Genomic DNA, 21,893 nt, shown 5'->3' with positions numbered 1-21,893 from the left:
GAAACATGCGTTTGCTGGTCATTGGGGGTGCGGGGTACGTCGGGTCGGTCACCTCCGCGGTGCTCGTCGAAGCCGGCCACGACGTGACGGTGGTCGACGACCTGTCCACCGGGCACCGGGACGCGGTGCCGGCCGGCGCGGCGTTCCGGCACGCGGACGTGCTGGACCAGCGGCAGCTCGGGGACGTGCTGCGGGCGGTCACCGAGCAGGGCCCGATCGACGCGATCCTGCACTTCGCGGCGCGTTCGCTGGTCGGGGAGTCGGTGGCCGAGCCGGTCCGGTACTTCCGGCACAACATCACCACCACCGCGAACCTGCTGGAGGCGATGCGCGACCACGGCATCGGGACGATCGTCTTCTCCTCGACGGCCGCCTGCTACGGCGAGCCGGAGGCCACGCCGATCACCGAGGACATGCCGACGGTGCCGACGAACCCCTACGGGGCCTCCAAGCTGGCCGCCGACCAGATGCTGACCTTCGCCGCCCCGGCCTACGGCATCGCGGCGGTGTCCCTGCGGTACTTCAACGTCGCGGGCGCGTACGGCGCGCAGGGCGAGCGGCACGAGGTGGAGACCCACCTGATCCCGCGGCTGCTGGACGTCGCGGCCGGGAACGCGCCGGAGGCCTCGGTGTTCGGCACCGACTACCCGACGCCGGACGGGACCGCGATCCGCGACTACATCCACGTCCGGGACCTGGCCGAGGCGCACCTGCTGGCGCTGACCGCGGCGAAGAAGGGCGAGCACCTGATCTGCAACCTGGGCACCGGGACCGGGTTCTCGGTCTACGAGGTGCTGGAGGCGGTGCGCAAGGCCACCGGGGCCGAGGTGCCGGCGGCGGAGAAGCCGCGGCGCGCGGGCGACCCGGCGCGGCTGGTGGCCTCCGCGGAGCGGGCCAAGACCGTGCTGGGCTGGCGTCCGGAGCGGACCGAGCTGGCCGAGACGGTCGCCGACGCGTGGGCCTTCTATCGGCGTTAGTCGCCTATATCGGCCCTTGGGGGATTTCCGGGGCTGATTTCCCGGATGTTTTTCCACGACAACGAAAAAGCCGCATTCGGAAGGGGTTCCCACCGAATGCGGCTCGGTTATTTCCGAGCGGATCGCTCAGACCGGGCGGACGTTCTCCGCCTGGGCGCCCTTCGGGCCCTGAGTGACCTCGAACTCGACGCGCTGGTTCTCCTCCAGCGAGCGGTAGCCGCTCGACTGGATGGCGGAGAAGTGCACGAACACGTCCGGGCCGCCCTCATCCTGCGAGATGAAGCCGTAGCCCTTCTCGCTGTTGAACCACTTGACTGTCCCCTGAGCCATCCTGCTCTCATTTCCTGCTTGAAGAACCATTGTCGGCCTTGGCGGCTTGAGACGAGAAAAGCCCGGCGGAATGTGCTCCGCTGGGCCTTTAACACCGCGAACCTATGACCTTGGCTGCGAGTGTACGCGATCATTCCGGCCCCGGCGAGGGTGTGGATCACGCATCAGATCACGATGCAGCCACGAACCGATCACGCAAAGGACGTCACGGATCGGGCTTTGCTCGCCCACCCGTCTCCCACCACCGCACGTCGAGGAGACGCTACGCGCCGCTGTTTTGTTCATAATGCGCGCGGCGGACAACCCGATCTATGCCTCGGGCGCAGGGCGGATGCGTCTACCCTTGACATCAAGAAAGCTGGCTGTCCAAAGGAGAACCGCCCGTGTCCGCGTCGCCCAGTGTGTCCTATTCGATCACCGTCCGTCTGGAGGCTCCCTCCTACGGCAACGCGGTGAGCGGGATCACCAGGGCGGTGGAGGACGCCGGCGGTGTGGTGACCGGTCTGGACGTCTCCGGTTCGGGCCGGGACCGGCTGCGCGTCGACGTCACCATCGCGGCCAGCAGCGAGGAGCACTCCCGGGCGATCACCGAGGAGCTGAGCAAGATCGAGGGGGTCGAGGTCGGCAAGGTCTCCGACCGGACCTTCCTGATGCACCTCGGCGGCAAGATCGAGATGAGCTCCAAGGTCGCGCTGCGCAACCGCGACGAGCTGTCCATGGCCTACACCCCGGGCGTCGCGCGGGTGTCGCTGGCGCTGGCCGAGAACCCCGGGGACGCCCGGCGCCTGACCATCAAGCGCAACACGGTGGCCGTGGTCACCGACGGCTCGGCGGTGCTGGGCCTGGGCAACATCGGGCCGATCGCGGCGCTGCCGGTGATGGAGGGCAAGGCGGCGCTGTTCAAGCAGTTCGCCGGGGTCGACGCCTGGCCGCTGTGCCTGGACACCCAGGACACCGAGGAGATCATCAAGGTCGTCAAGGCGATCGCGCCGGGCTTCGCCGGGATCAACCTGGAGGACATCAGCGCGCCGCGGTGCTTCGAGATCGAGCGCCGGCTGCGCCAGGAGCTGGACATCCCGGTCTTCCACGACGACCAGCACGGCACCGCGATCGTGGTGCTGGCGGCGCTGACCAACGCGCTGAAGGTGGTCGGCAAGAAGCTCCAGGACGTGCGCATCGTCGGCTCCGGCGCGGGCGCGGCGGGCACCGCGATCCTGAAGCTGCTGATCGCCGCCGGGGCCACGGACATCACCGTCGCCGACTACCACGGCGTGGTGCACGCCGGCCGCGACGACACCCACGGCGACGGCGACCTGCGCTGGGTCGCCGAGCACACCAACCCCGGCAACCTCACCGGCACCCTGAAGGAGGCGCTGGCCGGCGCCGACGTCTTCATCGGCGTGTCCGCCCCGCGCATCCTGACCGGCGACGACATCGCCACCATGGCCCCCGGCGCGATCGTCTTCGCCCTGGCCAACCCCGAGCCCGAGGTGGACCCGGACGACGCCCTGGCGCACGCCGCGGTGGTGGCCACCGGCCGCAGCGACTACCCGAACCAGATCAACAACGTGCTGGCCTTCCCCGGCGTCTTCCGCGGCCTGATCGACGCGCAGTCGAACAACGTCACGCCCGAGGTCCTGGTGGCCGCGGCGCGCGCGATCGCCTCGACGGTGAACGACGTCGACCTGAACCCGAGCTACATCGTGCCGAGCGTGTTCCACAAGGACCTGGCCAAGACCGTGGCCGAGGCCGTGGTCGCGGCCGTGAAGGGCGAACCGGCGCAGTAGCGCGAAACGTGGTCGTGGTGCGGATGCCGGAGTAGCGTCCGCACCATGGGTACTGGGACGGAAACCGCAGGACGCCCGCCCGGGCGCGCTAAGACGCTGCCGATGCAGGGCCTGGTGAACGCCTTTACGCGCGCGGCCCTGAACACGCCCGGGGTGGCCAAGGGGATCGGCAAGAGGCTGATCCTGCTGTACGTCTTCGGCCGCAAGAGCGGCAAGAGGTACGCCATCCCGATCGCCTACATGGCGCACGACGGGAAAGTCCTCATCGGCACGCAGTTCGCCTGGAGCCGCAACCTGCGCACCGGCGACCCGATCCAGGTCAGGTACAAGGGACGGCTGCGCTCGGCGGACGTCGAGGTGGTCCAGGACGCGGACCGGGTCGCCGCGTTGTACACGCTGATGTGCCGGGACAACCACGCTTTCGCGAAGTTCCACAACATCGGCTTCGACGTCCAGGGCAATCCGGACCCGGCCGCGGTGCGGGAGGCCGTGCGGCTGGGGGCTCGGGCGATTCTGTTGACGCCGCAGGTCGGGTGAGGTGCGCTCGCCGCACTGGCACTGGCACTGGCACTCGCTTCGCTAGCTGCTAGCTGGTCCAGTGCGGTGCCCGCCTCGGCCGGCAGTGCCGAGGCGGCCTCCGAGTGCTGCGCGCCGAGTGCCGAGAGCCGCGCGCCGAGTGCCGAGTCCCGCCGGCCGGGCCTCAGCCCGGGATCCCCATCTCCACATCCGCGCCCAGCGCCGAGAGCTTCGCCTCGAAGTCCTCGTAGCCGCGGTGGATCAGGCTGATGCCGTGCACGGTCGAGGTGCCCTGCGCCGCGAGCGCGGCGATCAGGTAGCTGAAGCCCGCGCGCAGGTCGGGGATGGTCAGCTCGGCGCCGTGCAGCTTGGTGGGGCCGGAGATGACCGCCGAGTGCATGAAGTTGCGCTGGCCGAAGCGGCAGGCGCTGCCGCCGAGGCACTCGCGGTAGAGCTGGATCTGTGCGCCCATGCGGTTCAGCGCCTCCGTGAAGCCCAGGCGCTGCTCGTAGACCGTCTCGTGGATGATCGACAGGCCGTGGGCCTGGGTCAGCGCCACCACCAGCGGCTGCTGCCAGTCGGTGGACAGGCCCGGGTGCACGTCCGTCTCCAGGGCCAGGGCGCGCATCTGGCCGCCGGAGTGCCAGAAGCGGATCGAGGGGGTGCCGGGGGCGTCGTCGACCTCGAAGTCTCCCCCTATGCGGCGGAAGACGTTCAGGAAGGTCATCATCTCGCCCTGGGTCGCGCCGATGACGCGGATGTCGCCGCCGGTGGCCAGGGCCGCGCAGGCCCACGAGGCGGTCTCCAGGCGGTCCGGGATCGCGCGGTGGGTGAAGCCGTCGAGGCGGTCCACGCCGATGATGCGGACCACGCGGTCGTTGTGGACGGAGATTATGGCGCCCATCTTCTGCAGCACCGCGATCAGGTCCACGATCTCCGGCTCGGTCGCGGCGTTGGAGAGCTCTGTGACGCCCTCGGCCAGCACCGCGGTCAGCAGGACCTGCTCGGTGGCGCCGACGCTGGGGTAGGGCAGCCGGATGTGGGTGCCGCGCAGCCGTTCGGGGGCCGAGATCAGCAGGCCCTCGGGGCGCTTCTCGACCACCGCGCCGAAGGAGCGCAGCGCGTCCAGGTGGAAGTCGATCGGCCGGTCGCCGATCTTGCAGCCGCCCAGGTCCGGGATGAAGGCGCGGCCCAGCCGGTGCAGCAGCGGACCGCAGAACAGGACCGGGATGCGGCTGGTCCCGGCGTGCGCCTCGACCGCCGTGTCGCTGGCGGCCTCGACCGAGGCCGGGTCCAGGATCAGCGTGTCCGGGTCGTCGCCGCGGGTGACCGAGACGCCGTGCGCCTCCAGCAGTCCGGTGACGATCCGGACGTCGGAGATGTTCGGCACGTTGTGCAGCACCGACGTGCCGTGTCCGAGCAGCGCGGCCACCATCGCTTTGGGGACCAGGTTTTTGGCGCCGCGGACCCGGACCTCACCGGACAGGGCGGCGCCGCCGTGCACTGTCAGGACGTCGGAGGCGGTGCTCTGGGCCATGGTTCTCCACTGGTGTGTGCGTGCGGTCCGCTCTGGTGGGGCAACGCAGGGCGGGACGAATCGATCAGCGGCGCTCTGCGTCTCCGTGTGGGGCGGTGGTCGGGAGACGGGTGGGGGCGGGTCAAGGGTACTCGAACACTGGGCGCATGCGGTCGAAGCTGACGAAGATCGCAGTTGGTGCGCGCGTGGTCCGTGCCCGAAACCCGTGCCGGGTCAACGGGGTGTGCCGGTTCGAACGCTGAGGGTCGCCGACCGGTGGCGGACGCGCGGGCCTTGGGGCAAAAGGCGCCAGCGGGGGTCCGGGTGCGGGATCATGTGTGCCATGACGGACGCAGGGCGCGACGCGGGGGAGCAGGACGGCGGCAGAGCGCCGCTGGAACGGCTGACCGGCAAGCTGCTGGTGGCCACCACGGTCCTGGTCGACCCCAACTTCGACCGCACGGTGGTGCTGGTCGTCGACCACGACGACGACGGCACCCTGGGCGTGGTCCTCAACCGGCCCGGGAGCCTGGACGTCGAGGACGTGCTGGAGACCTGGGCGCCGCTGGCGGCCGAGCCGCCGACGGTGTTCCTGGGCGGCCCGGTCGCGCTGGACTCGGCGCTGGGCATCGCCTGTGTGCGCCCGGAGGCGGCGGTGCCCGGCGAGGAGCCGCTGGGCTGGCGCCAGTTCTCCGGCCGCCTGGGCCTGGTGGACCTGGACGCCCCGCCGGAGGTGCTGGCCCCGGACCTGACGGCGCTGCGGATCTTCGCCGGGTACGCCGGCTGGGGGCCCGGGCAGCTGGCCGGCGAGCTGGCGCAGCGGGCGTGGTACGTGGTGGAGCCGGAGCTGGCCGACGTGTTCACCACCGAGCCGGAGGAGCTGTGGCGGCGCGTGCTGCGCCGGCAGGGCGGGACCATGGCGATGGTGGCGAACTGGACCGAGGACCCTGATCTCAATTAGTTGATATAGGCCGCGGACGGCGCGGGCGGACAGGCCCGGCGGGGTCGCGCCGGGCCTGTCGCGATCCGCGCTACTGCGTGGCGCTGAGCCCGGCGGAGATGTCCTTCAGGCTCGGGATCTCCGAACCGACCGCGCCGGTCTTGAGCAGGATGCCGTAGAGCAGGACCGCCAGCCCCAGCACCAGCGCCGCCTGCGCGAACGAGCGCGACCGCAGCTTGTTCCGGCGCGCCGTCCACAGGGCCAGGACCACCAGCGCCAGCACCACCGCGACCAGGCCCAGGATGATCATCGCCCAGGACTGGTAGGACACCCAGTCGCGCTGCAGGCCGAACGGGTCCTGCTTGGTGCGCGGGACGTTGTTCTTGAAGTCCGACCAGGTGCGGGCCGCGTCGTGCGCCTGGACCAGCGGGTTGACCAGCAGGAACGAGCCGGCGCCGAGGGCGGCCACGATCAGCGCCAGCAGCGAGCCGGCGTCGATGCCGGGCAGGAAGGTCGCCGCGACGCTGGTCTTCGGCGCGTTCGGGTCGATCGGCTCGCCGAACGCGGGCTCGCCCTCGGTGGGTCCGACCCAGGTCTCCTCGGCGAAGGCGCCGGTCGCCGGGCTCTGTGTCGCCGGGGTTTCCGCGCCGGCCTCGCCGCGCTCGCCGCGCTCGCCGCGCTCGCCGGGCGCACTGGGCTCGCCGGGCTCGGCGCGCTCCGCGGCGGCGGGCTGCTCGGCCTGCGCGGCCGGCTCCGGTGTCGTGGGCTGGCCGACCGGACCGCCCGGCGGCTGGCCGGCGTTCGGATCCGGCTGGGTGTTCGGGTTCTCGGTCACAGCATCAGTCCATTCATAACGGTTCGCACCATTGTGACCGTTTGACGCCCCGCAATCGGCGTCGCCGCGCGGACGCCCGAAGAAGCCCCTTGTTAGCTACCGGCAGGTAAGTCATATTTGAGGAATCGTCATGTTCCACCTCCGTAGCACCCCCTCACCTGCTGGGAGCACTAGTGAACAGAACACGGCGCAGACCCCTCATGGCCCTGTTCGCGGCCACCGTGCTGACCGGAGCCCTGGTGTCCGCCTGGAGCGGGACCGCTCAGGCCACCACCCACGCCGGGCCCGCGGCCATCGTCGCGATGGGCGACAGCGCGATCTCCGGCGAAGGCGCCGGGACCGACACCGGCGACAACTACGTCGCCGGTACCGACGGCCCCAGCGACTACTGCCACCGCAGCACCAAGTCCGAGATCTTCGACACCGGGCTGTCCGGCCTCACCCCGTTCGACGTCGCCTGCTCCGGTGCGCAGACCGGCGACATCGTCTCGCTCCCGCAGTACTCCGCGGTCACCGGCAGTGGCGGCGGCGACTACGGCGAGCCGAAGCAGGACACCCAGCTGACCACCATCGCGAAGGCGGACAACGTCAAGATGGTCGTCCTGACCATCGGCGCGAACGACGACTTCGACTTCACCGGGATCATGGAGGCCTGCCTGGACCAGTACTTCCCGATCCCGCAGTCGCAGGGGTGCCGGGACACCATCGGCACCGCCGAGATCCAGCGGCGCGCCGCGGCCGTGCAGCCGAAGGTGATCGCGGCCATCCAGGACGTCCGGCAGACCATGCGCAACGCCGGCTACGCGGACTCCGACTACCAGCTCGTCTTCCAGTCCTACTTCACGCCGATCACCCCGGACCTGCGTTCGGGCGTCGACAACTACGCCGCCAAGGTCTCCAACGGCTGCCCGGCCTTCACCGAGGACCTGGCCTGGGGCCACAACCTGGTGGTGCCGCTGTTCTCCGACGCGCTGCGGCACGCCGCCGAGCAGGTGCCCGGCGTGCGCTACCTGGACGAGCGGCGGGTCAGCTACGGCCACGAGGTCTGCGCGGAGTTCACCACCTCGCCGTACGAGTACACCAACGGCGACGTCATCGACACCTCGGAGATGACCCGCAACGGCTGCGACCAGAAGGTCCTGTTCGGCGGGCTGATCTGCATGGACGAGATCCGGCAGTCCTACCACCTGCGGGTGGCCGGCTACGAGGGCGAGGGCGCGTGTCTGGGCGACTTCTACGGGACGGCGAACGCTGAGTCGTACTGCACCCTGGACCAGCAGGACGGGACGACGATCAAACCGCTGACCCCCGGCCAGCCCTGGATGGACCAGGTCGACGACGGCGGCTGGTTCCAGCTGACCAGCAAGGCCGACCACAACGTCTGGGACTTCTCCGGCGGCGGCACCGACGGGGACTCCACCAACGGCCGGCCGCTGATCACCTACGCGGCCACCGGCGGGCTGAACCAGTCCTTCGTCACCGAGATCAAGTCCGACGGCTCCTACGAGGTCGACTTCAGCGGCAACCGGAACATGTGCCTGGACGCCACCGGCGGGACCGCGGCGGCCGGGGTGAAGCTGGAGCAGTGGGGTTGCAACGGCGGCGCCAACCAGCACTGGTTCTTCAAGCCCGAGGGCGGCGGCTACTACGCGGTGGCCTCGGCGCAGAACCAGAACCTGGTCGCCACCATCGGCGGCTCGACCGACGGGTCCGGGAACCCGGTGATCGAGCTGCAGCCGTACTCGGGCGCGGCGAACCAGCTGTGGCAGCTCAACGAGCTGGGGATCGTCTACCTGCACGGCTAGCCCGTGACCAGCAGGTAACGATCCAGTGCCGCGTCGTTCCGCTCCGCCGCTCGCGGGGGTGCGGCGCGGCATAGACTCGAGAGCATGAGCACGCCGACTTTCGAACCGGACACGGCCGGCTCGACGATCGTCGAGGAACGCGTCGAGTCCGATTACCGCTACGACCCGGGTGACGAGGAGCGCTTCGCGCACTACGCCGAGCGCGACAAGATCATGGAGGCGTCCGTGTTCGGTACGCCGCTGACCGCGCTGTGCGGGAAGGTGTGGGTGCCTTCGCGGGACCCGAGCCGGTTCCCCGTGTGCCCGGAATGCAAGGAGATCTTCGAGGGCCTGGAGCCCGGCGGCGGTGACGGCGACGCTGGGGACGGCGGGACGAGCTGACCGGGATGATGGGGCCGGACGGTTTCGGGCCGTCCGGCGACGGGGGATTCGGGGGCGGTGCCGGCGGTGCGGTGCCGGCCGGCGGCCACGCGCTGCCGGCGCGGACCGCCGGGAGCCCGGAGGGTGCGCTGGTGGGTGCGTTTGTCTTTGGGGGCGAGGGCGAGCGGCCCGGGTTCGAGCTGGGCACTTTCGAGGTCGATGAGGCAGATGAAGGCGACGACGGCGGCGCGGGCGCGATAGCCGGCGATCAGGCGCGTTCGGCGCCGGTCGGGAACCAGGGGCGGGGGCAGGCGATCGGCTCCCGGGCCCGCGGCGCGGCCGAGGGACAAGCCAGCCGGCAGCAGGCGCGCGGCGCGTTCGAGCGCGCCGATGCGGCCGCCGGCCACCCGGCGTCGGCCGAGGCGTCGGCCCAGGCGTCGGCGCAGGCCCCAGCCCCGGCCTCGGCCACGCCGCCCCCGGTCGGCAGCGGCCTGGCCGGCTCCGCCGTGACCGCCCCGCGCTCCCTGTTCGGCCCGCAAAGCGTCGTCGAAGCCGTCCAGGTCCTGGCCGCGCACCCCGACGCCGTGATCATCGCCGGCGGCACCGTGGCCATGCCGGAGATCACCGCCGGCCGCCGCCACCCCGGCACGGTGCTGACCCTGCACCGCTGCGCCGAGCTGCGCGGCTGGTCGACCGGGGCGGGCGAGGTGCTGCTGCACGCCGGGCTGACGCTGGCCGAGATGCAGCAGCGCGAGCTGCGCGAGCAGGTGCCGGCGCTGAACCAGGCCGTGCGCACCGTCGGGGCCCCGCACATCCGGGCCGCCGCCACGCTCGGCGGGAACCTGGTGGTCGGACCGGCCTCGGCCGACCTGCCGGTGGTGCTCGCCGCGCTCGGGGCGTCCGTGCTGGTGGCCTCCGCCGACGGCGTGCGGACCGTGACCGTCTCCGACTTCTACGACCGCGACGGCGTGCCGCAGCTCGCCCCCGGCGAGCTGGTCGTCGGCGCGCGGGTGCCGGTCGTGCAGGGCATGCAGGGCTTCATGAAGATCGGGGTCCGCGGCGGCATCTCGCGGGCGATCCTGTCGATCATGCTGGCCGTGGACCCGGCGCGGCGCAGCGCGACCTGCGTGGTCGGCGCGATGGCGCTGGCCGGGCTGCCCTCCGGGACCGGCCGCGGCGGGCTGCCGACCCTGCTGCGCGCCGACCACGCCGACCGCTGGCTGGCCGAGCAGGTGGACTGGGACGCCGGCGCGATCGCCGACCCGACCGTCTATGAGACCTTCGGCCGCCTGGTCGCCGACTCCCTCGTCTACGGCGACGGGGGCGGCACGCTGGGCGGGGGAGGCGACCCGTATCGTCGGAAGGCCGTGGAGATCTGCGCCCGCCGGGCCCTGCTGCGCGCGCTGCCGCCGCTGGGCTGGCTGGACCAGGTCCGCGAGCTGCAGAAGCGTGCGGACTTCCAGCGCGCCAAGCAGCGTGTCGAGCGGGCCGAGCAGGCGCGGAACCAGGAAAACCAGTAGAGCGTGTCGGGCAAGGGGGACGGACCGGTGAGCATTAGGTGACCGAGTCGGCGATGGAATGGCCGGCCGTGGGCCTGACGCTGCGCGTCGACGGGCACGAATACCCGGTGCCGCAGGTGTGGATCGGGGACTCGCTGCTGGCGGTGCTGCGCGAGCGCCTGGACCTCGACGAGCCGCGCGACGGCTGCGCGGTCGGCGAATGCGGGTCCTGTCTGGTGACCCTGGACGGCCGGCCCGCGGCCGCCTGCCTGGTCCCCGCAGTCGCCGCGGCCGACCGGGACGTCCGCACGCCCCAGGACGCGGCCTTCGAGACCGCCCGCGAGGCGGTCGCGGCGGCCGGCGCCAGCCCCTGCGGGTTCTGCGCCCCCGCGCTCACCGTCGCGATCACCCATCTGTTGCGCCGCACCGCCGATCCCGGCCCGGCGGCGATCCGCGAGGCGCTGGCCGGCATCCTGTGCCGCTGCGCCGAGTCGGGCCGCTGGATCGAGGCCGTCGCCCGGGCGAGGGGGGCCGCCGGCGACGACGCCGACGCCGACACCGACGCCTCGGGCCCGCGCCCCGGCGACTCCGGCGAGATCGCCATGCTCGTCTTCGAGGCGGGGGAACCCGCGTGACCGAGCCGAAGTTCCCGGCGGACCTGCGGGCCGAGGGCATGCTCTGGATGGCCGCGACCCGCTCCCCGCACGCCAGCGCGGCGATCCGCGGCCTGGACATGCGGGCGGCGCGCGCCATCCCCGGCGTGCACGCCGTGCTCTCCGCCGCCGATCTGCCCGGCTACAACTTCCACGGGCCGCGCTCCATCGACCAGCCGGTGCTGGCCGCCGACGTGGCCCGCTACATCGGCGAGCCGGTCGTGGTGGTGGCCGCCGAGCATCCGGCGCTGGCGCGCGCCGCCGCCGAGCGGGTGCGCGTGGTCTGGGACCCGCTGCGGCCGCTGCACGACCCGGACCAGTCCGCGACCGCCGCGCCGATCCACCCGGACGGCAACGTCCTGCACAGCACCACCCTGGCCTTCGGCACCGAGCCGGCGACGCTGGCCGATCCGGCGAGCGCCGCCTCCGCCGGGCGCAAGGTGATCGAGGGCGAATACGTCTTCGACGCGGTGGCCGCGCGCCCCGCGGCCCCGGCCGTGGTGATCGCGGTGCCGAACGGCGAGCGCGGGATCGAGATCTACGTCGCGACCGTGTCCCCGCGCGGCGACCGCGAGGTGGTCGCGCAGTGCCTGGGCCTGCCGGTGGAGAAGGTGCACGTCATCCCGACCCGGGTCGGCGGCGCCGACACCCACCGCGAGGACGTCGGCCTGCAGGTGCAGGCCGCGCTGCTGGCGATGGCGACCGGCCGGCCGGTGAAGGCCGTCGTGCCGCGCGACGCCCCGGCGCACCCGGGACGCCCGGCGGCGCAGCTGCGCTACCGGCACGTGGTCGCCGACGACGGCGCCCTGGTCGCGGTCGAGGCCGACATCCTGCTCGACGGCGGCGCGTACGCCTCCACCACGATCGACATCCTGGACGAGGCCTGCCGGCTGGCGGTCGGGCCCTACCGGGTGCCGAACGTCCGGGTCACCGGCCGCGTGGTGCGCACCAACAACCCGCCGGCCGGCCGGGTGCGCGGCGGGGGCGGGGCCCTGACCTGCGCCGCGTACGAGGCGCAGATGGACGCCGCGGGCACGGCGGTGGGCCTGGGCGGGCTGGAGGTCCGGCTTCGCAACCTGCTGCGACCCGGCGACCTGGTGCCGGACGCGAGCGACCCGCTGGGCAAGCCGGCGGCCGCGCCGGTGCCGATCCCGGACTGCCTGCACGAGGTGCTGGACACCCCGATGCCGAGCTTCCCGCCGGGACCGGACATCCGCGAGTACCCCGGGACCGTGGGCCGGACCGGGGAGCTGACCCGGATCCGGCGCGGGGTCGGGGTGGCCCTGGGCATGGCGGACCTGTCGAACCCGACGCAGCTGGGGGAGTACGCGACCGCCGTGGTGCTGGTCTCGATGTCCCCGGACGGCCCGGCCGCGACCGTGGCCTGCTCGGCCGTGGAGACCGGTTCGGGCCTGCACGACCTGATCCGGGTCTCGGTCGAGCGCACTTTGGGCATCCCGGCGGAGCGGGTCGCCGTCCGGGCGCCGGAGGACCCCGGCTCGCTGCCCTCGTCCTCGGCCGTCACGCACCCGGCGTGGGTGCACGGCAGCGCGGTCGAGGCGGCGGCGAAGCAGGTCCGTGCGAAGCTCTTCCAGGCGCTGGCCGAGCAGATCGGGATCGACGGCGGCCTGCTGAAGGTCGTCGACGGATACCTGGTGTCCCACGACGACGTCTTCCACCTCCCGCTGGACGACGCCTACCGGCAGTGCCTGCCGGCCGGCCGCGTGGTCCGCGGCGACGGCGAGTTCCGCATGCTCACCATGCCGACCCTCACCGGCACCTCCGACGCGGCCAGCGTCGCGGTCGGCGCGGTGCGCGCGGTGGTGGACGTGGACACCGAACTCGGGCTGGTGAACGTGGTCCAGGTGGCCATCGCGCAGGACGCGGGCCGGGTCGCGGTCCGGGAGCGGGCCGAGCACCGCGTCGCCTCCGGGGTCGTGGCCGGCGCCGGCTTCGTCCTGTCCGAAGGCGCGGATCTGCCGTTCGGCTGGGGTGAGCCCTCGGCGATGGACGCGCCGGAGGTCGTGGTCGCCGCGCTGCTGGAGACCGCCGAGGAGGCCAAGGAGGAGATCGGCCCGGACGGCCTGCCGGTCGCCGCCCCGCCGCTGGCCGGCATGAAGCCGGTCGGCGACCTGTCGGTGATGGCGACGCCGGCCGCGGTGCTGGCCGCGATCCGGGACGCCGTCGGGGATCCGCGGGAGGGTTCACCGCTTCGACTGCCGTTGCGACCCGATCGGGCGTGGTGGGTTCTCAGTTGAGGTACTCTCGGGGGTCGGTCCTTACGGATCGCGCGTTCGAAAACGTGAGACGGCACAACAAGCGGGTGGAACAAGAGGAGGAACCGTGAGCATCTCGGCGGCCTCCCATCTGTCCCCGTCCTACCCCGACCGCGCCGCGCGCGGCACCGCGAACCGCCTGCGGGCCTGGCAGCAGGCGGCCCTGGACGAGTACATGACCCGCGAGCCGCGGGACTTCCTCGCGGTCGCCACGCCCGGCGCCGGCAAGACCACCTTCGCGCTGCGGATCGCCACGGAGCTGCTGGACCGGCATGTGGTGAACACCATCACGATCGTGGCGCCGACCGAGCACCTGAAGACGCAGTGGGCTGAGGCGGCGCACCGGGTCGGGATAAAGATCGACCCCAACTACAGCGGCGTGGCCGGCGGCACCTCGCGGGACTACCAGGGTATCGCGGTGACCTATGCCGGTGTGGCCGCGCATCCGATGCTGCACCGGAACCGCGTCGAGGGTCGCAGGACCCTGGTGATCCTGGACGAGATCCACCACGCCGGCGACTCCAAGTCCTGGGGTGAGGCGGCCTACGAGGCGTTCGAGCCGGCGACGCGCCGCCTGGCGCTGACCGGGACGCCGTTCCGGTCGGACACGAACCCGATCCCGTTCGTGACCTACGCGCCGGACAACGAGGGCATCCGCCGCAGTATCGCGGACTACTCGTACGGCTACGGCTCGGCGCTGGCCGACGGTGTCGTGCGCCCGGTGGTGTTCATGTCCTACGCCGGCCGGATGCGCTGGCGCACCAAGGCCGGCGACGAGATCGCCATGCAGCTCAACGAGCCCATGACGAACGACGCGGTGAAGCAGGCCTGGCGCACCGCGCTGGACCCGGCCGGCGACTGGATGCCGCAGGTGCTGCGGGCCGCCGACCGGCGCCTGCGCGAGGTGCGGCGCGGCATCCCGGACGCCGGCGGTCTGGTCATCGCCACCGACCAGGGCGCGGCCCGCGCCTACGCCGACATACTCAAGGACATCACCGGCCAGCGGCCGACGGTCGTGGTGTCGGACGACCCCTCGGCCTCGGCGAACATCACCGAGTTCTCGAACAACGACGACCGCTGGATGGTCGCGGTCCGCATGGTGTCCGAGGGCGTCGACGTCCCGCGCCTGGCGGTCGGCGTCTACGCCACGGGCATCTCCACGCCGCTGTTCTTCGCCCAGGCGGTCGGCCGCTTCGTGCGCGCGCGCCGCCACGGCGAGACCGCGTCGGTCTTCGTCCCCTCGATCCCGATGCTCCTCGAGTTCGCGAACGAGATGGAGAAGCAGCGCGACCACGCCCTGGACAAGCCGACCCAGGCCACCACGACCGAGGACGTCTGGGGCGAGGAGGAGGCGCTGCTCGCCGAGGCCAACCGCACCGAGAAGGAGCAGGGCTACGAGGAGGAGCTCTTCACCTTCCAGGCGTTGAACTCAGAGGCCGAATTCGACCGGGTCCTGTACGACGGCGCCGAGTTCGGCCTCCCCGCGGACCCCGGATCGCGCGAGGAAGCGGAGTACCTGGGGCTGCCGGGACTGCTGGAGCCCGAGCATATCAAGGTGCTGTTGGCGAAGCGCCAGCAGATGCACTTGAGCAGCGCGCGCAAGAAGGCCCTGCTGCGTTCGCAGGCCGAGGCGATCGTCGGCGCGGAAGAGCGTCCGGTGATGACCCGCAAGCAGTTGCTGGAGCTCCGCAAGGAGCTGCAGGGGCTGGTCGGCGCGTGGCACCACAAGACCGGCAAGCCGCACGGCACGATCCACGGCGATCTGCGGCGCATGTGCGGCGGCCCGGCGGTGGCGCAGGCGACGGCGACGCAGTTGCAGAAGCGGATCGACATGGTGCGGCGGTGGGCTGCCGAGGGTGGGAACTAGCCCGCCACGGGATACCCCGCCAGACTCGCGACCTTCGCCACCTTCGTGAAGTCGGCATCCGCATTCAGCGCTCGAACCAGCTCCGCCGTCAGCGCCTCACCGGCCAGGACCGCCCGCACAGCCTCCCCGTCGATCTCCCGCTCGAAGTAGTACTTGGCGTGATCGAGGTAGGAGTCGACGCTGCCTTCGACGACGGCGTTGAACAACCACCCCGAGCCGTCGTCCGATGAGGCGTCGCCGTCGAACTCGACCGGTCCGCAGCGCCAGGCGGTGTCGCCGGTCTCGCGCCAGATGCACACGGTCGCGTCGAAGAAGCCCTCGAACTGGAACTCCTCTTTCTCAGCCCAATGCGCCAGCGATGCCGGGAGCCCGTCGAGCAGGCCGGGCCAGTGCGCGCGGGGTTCGTCGCGCCAGGGGGTCGCTTCCGACTCGTGGTCGAAGCCGTGGAGGAAGACGCCGGCCGGCTCGAAGACGATGTTCCAGCAGTCGCCGCCGCCGTTGTCCATGGAGGCGAGGTCGACGCCCTCCTGCCACGCGGCGGTGAAGTGGTACTTCGCGTACTCGATGTCGAAGACGGCATCGAGCACGCCGAAGGCGCGGCAGGCGGCTCGCAGCGCGGCGGGCTCGGGGAGTCGGGCTGTCAGGTCCTGGACGGTCACGTGCTCAGTGAACACCACGGACCCGACAGCCTCATCGGCGCGCTTCGGGCTCGCGCAGCAGCAGGCCGAGGACGAGTCCGGCGACGGGGACCGCGCACAGCACCGTCAGCACCCCTTGTGGCCCATGGCGTTCGGCGATCAGACCGAACACCGGCGCCATCAGGCCGCCGGCGCTGACGCCCAGGCCGAGCGTGACGCCGGCCGCGGTGCCGGGGCGTCCCGGGAGGTAGTCCTGGCCGAGTTTCACCAGGACGGCGAACGGGATGTTGAGCGCGAGCCCGGTCAGGACGGCGAACGCCAGCGGGGCGACGGCACCCGGGCAGAAGCGCAGCGCCAGCAGCATCGGGACGGTCAGGGCGCCGCCGAGTTGCACGGTGCGCACCATGCCGACGCGGTCGGCGATGCGTCCGCCGAGCAGCGTGCCGACGACGCCGCCGACGAGGAAGCAGGCCAGTGCCGCTCCGGCGAGGGTGCGCGAGGCGTGCAGGTGGTTGAGCCAGTAGAGCTCGATGAAGGTGTTGATGCCGAAGAACGCCGCCGAGCGGACCACCTCGATGCCGGTCAGCGCGGCGAAGGGTCGCCAGCGGTCTTCGCCGGTGGCCGTCCGGGTGTGGTGCGCCGTGCCCGCGGGGCGATTCCTGAGCAGGACCAGGGCGATGAGCCAGGCCGGCGGGATGAACAGGGCCGTCGCGTCCACGCCCCACGCGTCCAGGGCCGGGGTCGCGAGCACCGGGGCCAGGAAGAAGCCGACGCTGCCGCCGGCGGCGAAGACGCTCATGGCGGCCGCGCTGTCCCCGGCGGCCTCGCGGGCCGAGCGGCCGGCGGCCGGGTGGAACATCGCGACTCCGAGCCCTGATACCAGGATGCAGAGCCAGACCAGCGCGTACGGCCCGGCCAGGCCCGACAGGCCCAGCCCGGTGCCGGCCACCGCGACGCCGACCGCCGCCAGCCGGGGCAGCCGCCAGCGGTCCACGGCCAGCCCGACGGCCGGCTGCGGGAGCGCGCTGCCGAGCGTCGCGGCCAGGGTGAGGCCGGAGGCGGCCAGGTAGCTGTAGTGCCGTTCCAGGACGAAGTAGGGGACGCTGGCCGGGACGAGGCCCTGGTACATGTCGTCGATGGCGTGCGCCGCGCCCCAGAGGGTCATGCGATTGCGGGGTGGGCTTGGCGGATCCGCGCGACGGACCCGGCTCGGGCCGCTGATCAGGCTCATGGTGTCCACGATCGCGCCGCGCGCCCCTGTCCGGCTTTCGATATCCTGCCGATTGATGTCGGGAAAACGCCTGATCCTCACCGGCCCCACGCGGCACCCGCTGCTGCCCGGCGAGCAGGTGGAGCGCCACCACCACGACGTGAACCAGCTTGTCTACCCGCTGCGCGGGATGCTGGAGGTCGCCACGTCGGCCGGGGTGTGGATGGTGCCGCCGCACCGGGCCGCGTGGATCCCGGCCGCCGTCCCGCACGCGCACCGGGCGCACGGCCCCACCGAGATGCGGACCCTGATCTTCCCGGCCGCGACCAACCCCCTGCACCTGGACCGCCCGACCGTCCTGGCGGTGGACCCGCTGCTGCGCGAGGTGATCACCGCGCTCACCACCGAGGACCCGGGCCCGCGGCAGCGCCGGAACCTGGAACAGGTGGCGCTGGACCGCCTGCGCACCGTCGACGAACTGCCGCTGTGCCTGCCCTGGCCGCACGACGACCGCCTGGCCACGATCGCCCGCGCCCTCGCCGACCACCCGGCGGACGACCGCACCCTGGCCGCCCTCGGCCGCGAGGCCGGCGCCGCCGAACGCACCCTGAGCCGCCTGTTCCGCGCCGAGACCGGCATGACCTTCCCGCAGTGGCGCACGCAGCTGCGGTTGCAGCACGCGCTGGCGCTGCTCGCGACCGGCGAGGCGGTCACGACGGTGGCGGCCGCGTGCGGGTTCGCGACACCGAGCGCGTTCATCGAGACGTTCCGCAAGGCCCTGGGGACGACGCCGGGACGCTATCGCTCAGGACCTTCTCTGATGGCACGTCAGCTGCCATACTCCGCGCCATGACGCCCAAGGCACTGAAGAACACGGCCCAGGCCCTCGCCCGCCAGCCCTGGTTCGTGGCGGTCGGGAAGCACACGATCCCGCGCGTGGACCGCGTCCTGTACAAAATGAGCCGCGGCCGCGTCGGCGCCATGACCCCCTCCGGCCTGACCGGACTGCTGCTCACCACGGTCGGCCGCAAGACCGGCAAGGAGCGCTCCGTGCCGCTGCTCTACGTCGGGCACGAGGGCAAGTACTACCTCACCGGCTCGAACTGGGGCCAGGAGCACCACCCGGTGTGGACGCTGAACCTGATGGCGAACCCGGAGGCGACGCTGACGGTGAAGGGCAAGAAGATCCCGGTCACGGCCCGACTGCTGGAGGGCGAGGAGCGGACGGCGATCTGGCCGGTGCTGACCACGACCTGGCCCAACTTCGATGTGTACACCGAGCGCAGCGGGCGGGAGTTGCGGGTCTTCGAGCTGACGCCGCGCTGAGGGGTGACGCCGCGCTGAGGGGTGGCGCCGCCCACGCCCTACTTCAAAGCCGCCGAGATCTCCGCCGCGGCCTGGATCACCCGCGGCGCGACCGCCCCGGTGTCCAACGGCGCGAACGACACCACCCCGACGCTCGCCTCCAGCCCCGGCACCTCCCGGATCGGCGCCGCGATGCCGTGCGCGCCCGGCTGGAGTTCGCCCTCGCTCACCGTGTAGAGCGTCGCAGGGTCCTTGGATGCCGAGGGCGGCCGCCCGGCCCTGGAGCGGCCCAGCAGGATCGCCTTGCCCGCCGCGCCCTGGGCCAGCCGGTGGCGTGATCCCACGCGGTAGGCCATGTGGTAGTCGGTCCAGGTCGGCTCCACCACCGCGATCGCCAGCGCGTCCGGTCCCTCGGCGACCGTCAGGTGCGCGGTGGCTCCCACGGCTTCGGCCAGCCGGCGCAGGGGCGGGGTCGCGGCCTCGCGCAGCAGCGGGTGCACGCGCGCCGCCAGCCGCAGTACGCCCACGCCGAGGTGCACGCGGCCGTCCGGGTCGCGGCGGGCCAGGCCGTGCGCCTCCAGGGTGGCGACCAGGCGGTAGCCGGCGGTGCGGGGGGCGCCGACGCGTTCGGCCAGTTGGGCGACCGTCAGGCCGGCGGTGGCGTCGGCGAGTGCGGTGAGCACGCGGATCCCCCGGTCCAGAGTCTGGCTGGTCTCCGGTTCCGGTGCGGGATCGGTGCGGGTCATAGCCGCAGCTTAGATCGTGCGTGGACGATACTCGAAGGATGGGCATCGACGACGAACTGTTCCGGCGGCAGCGACTCCTGCAGGGCGAAGCGGAGGCGGTCCTCGACGATCTGGACCTGGAGGCCGGGCTGGAGGCGGTCGGCGATCCGATCCGGACCGGCAGCTCCGCGCTCGGTGTGATGGTGAAGCCGGACATCGACGTGACCACCGCGTGTGCCCGCCTGGACCTGCCGGCCTTCGACGCCGTGGCGCAGCTGGCGACCAAAATCGCGCGGCACGAGCGGGTACGGCAGGTGACCTTCCGCAACGACACCGGCGCCTGGAACACCGAGCCCGACAAGTACCCCGACGGCCTGTTCCTCCAGGTGCGCTACCGCTCGGCGCGGCCCCGGGACTGGAGTCTGGACCTGTGGTTCGTCGACCAGCCCGAGCGGCAGCCGGACCTGGCGCACCTGCGCACGCTGCTCCCGCGCCTGACCGACGAGACCCGCGCCGCCATCCTGCGCATCAAGGAGGAGTGGACGCCGCGCCCCGAATACGGCCGGACGGTCAATGGGACGCTGATCTATGAGGCTGTGCTTGATGGGGGAGTACGGACCCTTCCGGACTTTGCGGAGTGGTTGGAGTAGGACGCGCCCGCTTGGAAATCAGATACAGCCCGGGCCTAGGCAGCCGCGCCAGCTGTTCGCATACCTTCCTGCCGACCCACAGCCACATGCTCGTCGGCAGGAACACCGCGTCGCCGACCATCATCGCCGCCGAGAACAGCGGCAGCCCCATCACGACCGCGATCGAGAAGTGCATCCCGACCAGCATCACCAGGCACGGGTACTTCAGCCACCTGCTGAACACCGCGAACGGGAACGCGATCTGCACGAACACCGTCAGGTACGCCACGATCGCGATCGTGACGCTCTGGGCGGCCAAGAAGTTCGACAGTCCGGGCCACGGCCGGAACCAGTCCAGGTGCAGCGTGTAGTACAGCGCCGTCCCGTTCTGCCAGTACGAGCCCTGCGATTTGTACAGGCCGGCCGCGGCGTAGACCACGCAGATCTGCGCCGCGATCACCAGCACCGCGGCGTTGTGCAGGAAGGTGACGATCTCCTCGCGGGTCCGGTCCAGCTCGGCGACCGCCTGCCAGCCCGGGGTGCCCGGCCAGCTGAACTCGGGGATGCCGCGGGCCTCGCGCTTGGCGGCCTGGCGCCGGCGGCGCCGGGAGTCCAGCGACCAGCGCGCGCCGCAGCGGCTGAAGGCCAGGTAGATGGCCATCAGCCCCATGATGTTGTCGCCGCCGTCGGTCAGGAACACGTCGCGGCCGGTGAACGCCATGATGGTGAGCGCGAAGCAGATCGACGTGACGCGGGTCCGCCAGCCCAGCACGAAAAGCAGGCAGACCAGGATCGCGACGTGGTACCAGAACTCGAACCAGGTCTTGCCGCCGTGGCCGAGGAACGTGTACCACCAGCGGTCGACCGCGAACCAGTCCAGGCCGGGGTCGTTGGCGAACTGCTGGTTCAGCGCCGGGGTCCAGGGCGCGTTCGGGCCCCACAGCGCGTCGTGCTTCGGGTACTCGTGCAGCAGGAAGATCAGGTAGAGCGAGCCGTAGCCCATGCGCAGGACCGCGGTGCCGTAGAGCGCGATGGCGTGCGTCGTGAGGAACGTGAAGGAATTGCGGGCCCTGGCGCCGATCCAGGTCAGCGGCTGGTGCCGGAACCGCGTGGGCCCGGCGGCGGCCACCGCCACGGCCATCTCCACGGTGTCGAGGACGTTCCCGGCGGCGTCGACGGTGTCGTCGGCCGTGTTGTTCACGTCGGTGTCGTCCAGATCCGTGTCGTTCACGTCCGAGGTCACGGCGCCACGCTCCCGTTCGGGCACCCGTAGGAGACCGCGTCGGGGGAGACCTGCCGCCACGGGATGATGTGCACCGTCGCCGGCATCACCTGGTTCGGCGTCGCGGCCGGCGCGATGTCGGTGGTGGTCACCCGGAACTCGATGTTCGTTATCCTGCCCGGGGGGACGCCGTCCTTGGCGCTGCGCGGATCGATCCGCTGGAGCGCGATGTTCACCAGGTACTGCCGCATCATGTCGCCGCGGTCGGAGGTGGAGACGTCGGAGCCGTCGTGGGTCGCCGCGTAGCCGTCGGTCCAGGCCCGGCGCAGTTCGTTCTGTTCGGTGTGGCCCGGGAACGGGTTGTGCAAGATGGTGTCATAGTCCATCTGCGACAGGTTGTACCAGGGTGTGACGCTGCTGTAGCAGTCGGTGGAGACCCTGGCCTCGACCGTGAAGTTCTGCGACATCGGGTTCGGCGCGAACAGCCGCCAGTTCTGCTCGAACCACGGGTAGACCCATTTGGCGATGGGGGTGGCGAACTTCGTGCTGACCGTGTTCGTCGGCGAGTTCGTCAGGAACGTGATGCCCAGGTGGTAGAGCGCGAGCAGCGCGATGCCGAGGGTCGCGACGCCCAGGAGTGCCCGGGACCACCACGGCCGGGGAGCCTGTCGAGGAGGGTTCGGCACGGGCGCGGCGGGTTCCTCGATGGGCGCGGACACGCAGCAAACCTAACGGATCGCCGGACCCTCGGTAGCACCGTTTTTGCAAGTCGTGACGTCCGTGACCTAATGCGACTCCTGAGA

At 71.8% G+C, this 21,893-nt stretch carries 21 protein-coding genes; 13 read left to right on the top strand and 8 right to left on the bottom strand.

The window, feature by feature from the left end; translation table 11 throughout:
* Positions 1 to 5 precede the first annotated feature (5 nt).
* Entirely contained in the window at positions 6 to 977 is a 972-nt protein-coding gene (gene galE, locus ABH926_RS34845) for a UDP-glucose 4-epimerase GalE (RefSeq protein WP_370370220.1), read from the top strand.
* A gap of 126 nt (positions 978 to 1,103) precedes the next feature.
* Here galE and ABH926_RS34840 read toward each other — a convergent pair whose 3' ends face one another.
* Positions 1,104 to 1,307 carry a cold-shock protein gene (locus ABH926_RS34840; RefSeq protein WP_194904993.1) on the bottom strand — a complete coding sequence of 68 codons (204 nt, stop codon included), beginning with the start codon at positions 1,305 to 1,307 and terminating at the stop codon, positions 1,104 to 1,106.
* A 383-nt stretch (positions 1,308 to 1,690) separates the two neighbouring features.
* Here ABH926_RS34840 and ABH926_RS34835 point away from each other — a divergent pair, with 383 nt between their 5' ends.
* Together ABH926_RS34835 and ABH926_RS34830 are read left to right on the top strand one after the other, a co-directional pair.
* A complete protein-coding gene (locus ABH926_RS34835; protein ID WP_370370219.1) occupies positions 1,691 to 3,094 on the top strand; it encodes an NAD-dependent malic enzyme in 1,404 nt (467 codons plus the stop codon).
* Positions 3,095 to 3,139: 45 nt separating this feature from the next.
* Positions 3,140 to 3,631 carry a nitroreductase/quinone reductase family protein gene (locus ABH926_RS34830; protein ID WP_370370218.1) on the top strand — a complete coding sequence of 164 codons (492 nt, stop codon included), beginning with the start codon at positions 3,140 to 3,142 and terminating at the stop codon, positions 3,629 to 3,631.
* A 163-nt stretch (positions 3,632 to 3,794) separates the two neighbouring features.
* Here ABH926_RS34830 and murA read toward each other — a convergent pair whose 3' ends face one another.
* Positions 3,795 to 5,147 (bottom strand): UDP-N-acetylglucosamine 1-carboxyvinyltransferase, encoded by a 1,353-nt coding sequence (gene murA, locus ABH926_RS34825; RefSeq protein WP_370370217.1) that lies wholly within the window; start codon positions 5,145 to 5,147, stop codon positions 3,795 to 3,797.
* Between the two features lie 322 nt (positions 5,148 to 5,469).
* Between murA and ABH926_RS34820 the strand changes: the two genes are divergently transcribed.
* Positions 5,470 to 6,087, top strand: a complete 618-nt coding sequence (locus ABH926_RS34820) for a YqgE/AlgH family protein (RefSeq protein WP_370370216.1) — start codon at positions 5,470 to 5,472, stop codon at positions 6,085 to 6,087.
* A gap of 70 nt (positions 6,088 to 6,157) precedes the next feature.
* On the opposite strand, the gene ABH926_RS34815 is transcribed toward ABH926_RS34820, so the two are convergent.
* Positions 6,158 to 6,901, bottom strand: coding sequence for a hypothetical protein (locus ABH926_RS34815; RefSeq protein ID WP_370370215.1), 744 nt, complete (start codon positions 6,899 to 6,901; stop codon positions 6,158 to 6,160).
* A 200-nt stretch (positions 6,902 to 7,101) separates the two neighbouring features.
* Here ABH926_RS34815 and ABH926_RS34810 point away from each other — a divergent pair, with 200 nt between their 5' ends.
* The 6 genes from ABH926_RS34810 to ABH926_RS34785 all read left to right on the top strand — a co-directional run bounded on the left by ABH926_RS34810 (position 7,102) and on the right by ABH926_RS34785 (position 15,361).
* A complete protein-coding gene (locus ABH926_RS34810) occupies positions 7,102 to 8,706 on the top strand; it encodes an RICIN domain-containing protein (protein WP_370370214.1) in 1,605 nt (534 codons plus the stop codon).
* Positions 8,707 to 8,790: 84 nt separating this feature from the next.
* Positions 8,791 to 9,087, top strand: coding sequence for a DUF3039 domain-containing protein (locus ABH926_RS34805; protein ID WP_370370213.1), 297 nt, complete (start codon positions 8,791 to 8,793; stop codon positions 9,085 to 9,087).
* 5 nt (positions 9,088 to 9,092) lie between these two features.
* Positions 9,093 to 10,586, top strand: coding sequence for a xanthine dehydrogenase family protein subunit M (locus tag ABH926_RS34800; RefSeq protein ID WP_370370212.1), 1,494 nt, complete (start codon positions 9,093 to 9,095; stop codon positions 10,584 to 10,586).
* A 38-nt stretch (positions 10,587 to 10,624) separates the two neighbouring features.
* Entirely contained in the window at positions 10,625 to 11,200 is a 576-nt protein-coding gene (locus ABH926_RS34795) for a (2Fe-2S)-binding protein (RefSeq protein WP_370370211.1), read from the top strand.
* Positions 11,197 to 13,476, top strand: coding sequence for a xanthine dehydrogenase family protein molybdopterin-binding subunit (locus ABH926_RS34790; RefSeq protein WP_370370210.1), 2,280 nt, complete (start codon positions 11,197 to 11,199; stop codon positions 13,474 to 13,476). Before ABH926_RS34795 ends, ABH926_RS34790 begins: the two co-directional genes overlap by 4 nt.
* Positions 13,477 to 13,561: 85 nt before the next feature.
* The gene (locus tag ABH926_RS34785; protein ID WP_370370209.1) at positions 13,562 to 15,361 is read left to right on the top strand and encodes a DEAD/DEAH box helicase; all 1,800 of its coding nucleotides are present in this window, start codon (positions 13,562 to 13,564) and stop codon (positions 15,359 to 15,361) included.
* Here the strand turns inward: ABH926_RS34785 and ABH926_RS34780 are convergent.
* The gene (locus ABH926_RS34780; protein WP_370370208.1) at positions 15,358 to 16,020 is read right to left on the bottom strand and encodes a hypothetical protein; all 663 of its coding nucleotides are present in this window, start codon (positions 16,018 to 16,020) and stop codon (positions 15,358 to 15,360) included. The two genes, ABH926_RS34785 and ABH926_RS34780, sit on opposite strands and share 4 nt — an antisense overlap.
* A 31-nt stretch (positions 16,021 to 16,051) precedes the next feature.
* Positions 16,052 to 17,164 (bottom strand): MFS transporter, encoded by a 1,113-nt coding sequence (locus ABH926_RS34775; protein ID WP_370370207.1) that lies wholly within the window; start codon positions 17,162 to 17,164, stop codon positions 16,052 to 16,054.
* Between the two features lie 121 nt (positions 17,165 to 17,285).
* On the opposite strand from ABH926_RS34775, the gene ABH926_RS34770 reads away from it, so the two are divergent.
* Positions 17,286 to 18,062, top strand: a complete 777-nt coding sequence (locus ABH926_RS34770) for a helix-turn-helix transcriptional regulator (protein WP_370370206.1) — start codon at positions 17,286 to 17,288, stop codon at positions 18,060 to 18,062.
* A complete protein-coding gene (locus ABH926_RS34765) occupies positions 18,059 to 18,535 on the top strand; it encodes a nitroreductase family deazaflavin-dependent oxidoreductase (RefSeq protein ID WP_370370205.1) in 477 nt (158 codons plus the stop codon). Before ABH926_RS34770 ends, ABH926_RS34765 begins: the two co-directional genes overlap by 4 nt.
* A gap of 38 nt (positions 18,536 to 18,573) precedes the next feature.
* Here the strand turns inward: ABH926_RS34765 and ABH926_RS34760 are convergent, their stop codons facing one another.
* Positions 18,574 to 19,260: an IclR family transcriptional regulator gene (locus ABH926_RS34760; protein ID WP_370370204.1), complete on the bottom strand. Its 687-nt coding sequence runs from the start codon at positions 19,258 to 19,260 to the stop codon at positions 18,574 to 18,576.
* A 38-nt stretch (positions 19,261 to 19,298) separates the two neighbouring features.
* Between ABH926_RS34760 and ABH926_RS34755 the strand changes: the two genes are divergently transcribed.
* Positions 19,299 to 19,889 (top strand): hypothetical protein, encoded by a 591-nt coding sequence (locus ABH926_RS34755; protein ID WP_370370203.1) that lies wholly within the window; start codon positions 19,299 to 19,301, stop codon positions 19,887 to 19,889.
* Here ABH926_RS34755 and ABH926_RS34750 read toward each other — a convergent pair.
* Together ABH926_RS34750 and ABH926_RS34745 are read right to left on the bottom strand one after the other, a co-directional pair.
* A complete protein-coding gene (locus ABH926_RS34750) occupies positions 19,810 to 21,111 on the bottom strand; it encodes an HTTM domain-containing protein (protein WP_370370202.1) in 1,302 nt (433 codons plus the stop codon). The genes ABH926_RS34755 and ABH926_RS34750 overlap by 80 nt on opposite strands.
* Positions 21,108 to 21,809 carry a DUF5819 family protein gene (locus tag ABH926_RS34745; protein WP_370370201.1) on the bottom strand — a complete coding sequence of 234 codons (702 nt, stop codon included), beginning with the start codon at positions 21,807 to 21,809 and terminating at the stop codon, positions 21,108 to 21,110. The genes ABH926_RS34750 and ABH926_RS34745 overlap by 4 nt, the downstream gene beginning before the upstream one ends.
* Positions 21,810 to 21,893 lie beyond the last annotated feature (84 nt).

Origin of the sequence: Catenulispora sp. GP43, from assembly GCF_041260665.1 — a bacterium.
Classification (GTDB): Bacteria; Actinomycetota; Actinomycetes; order Streptomycetales; family Catenulisporaceae; genus Catenulispora.
This window is presented reverse-complemented; position numbering and strand designations above follow the sequence as displayed.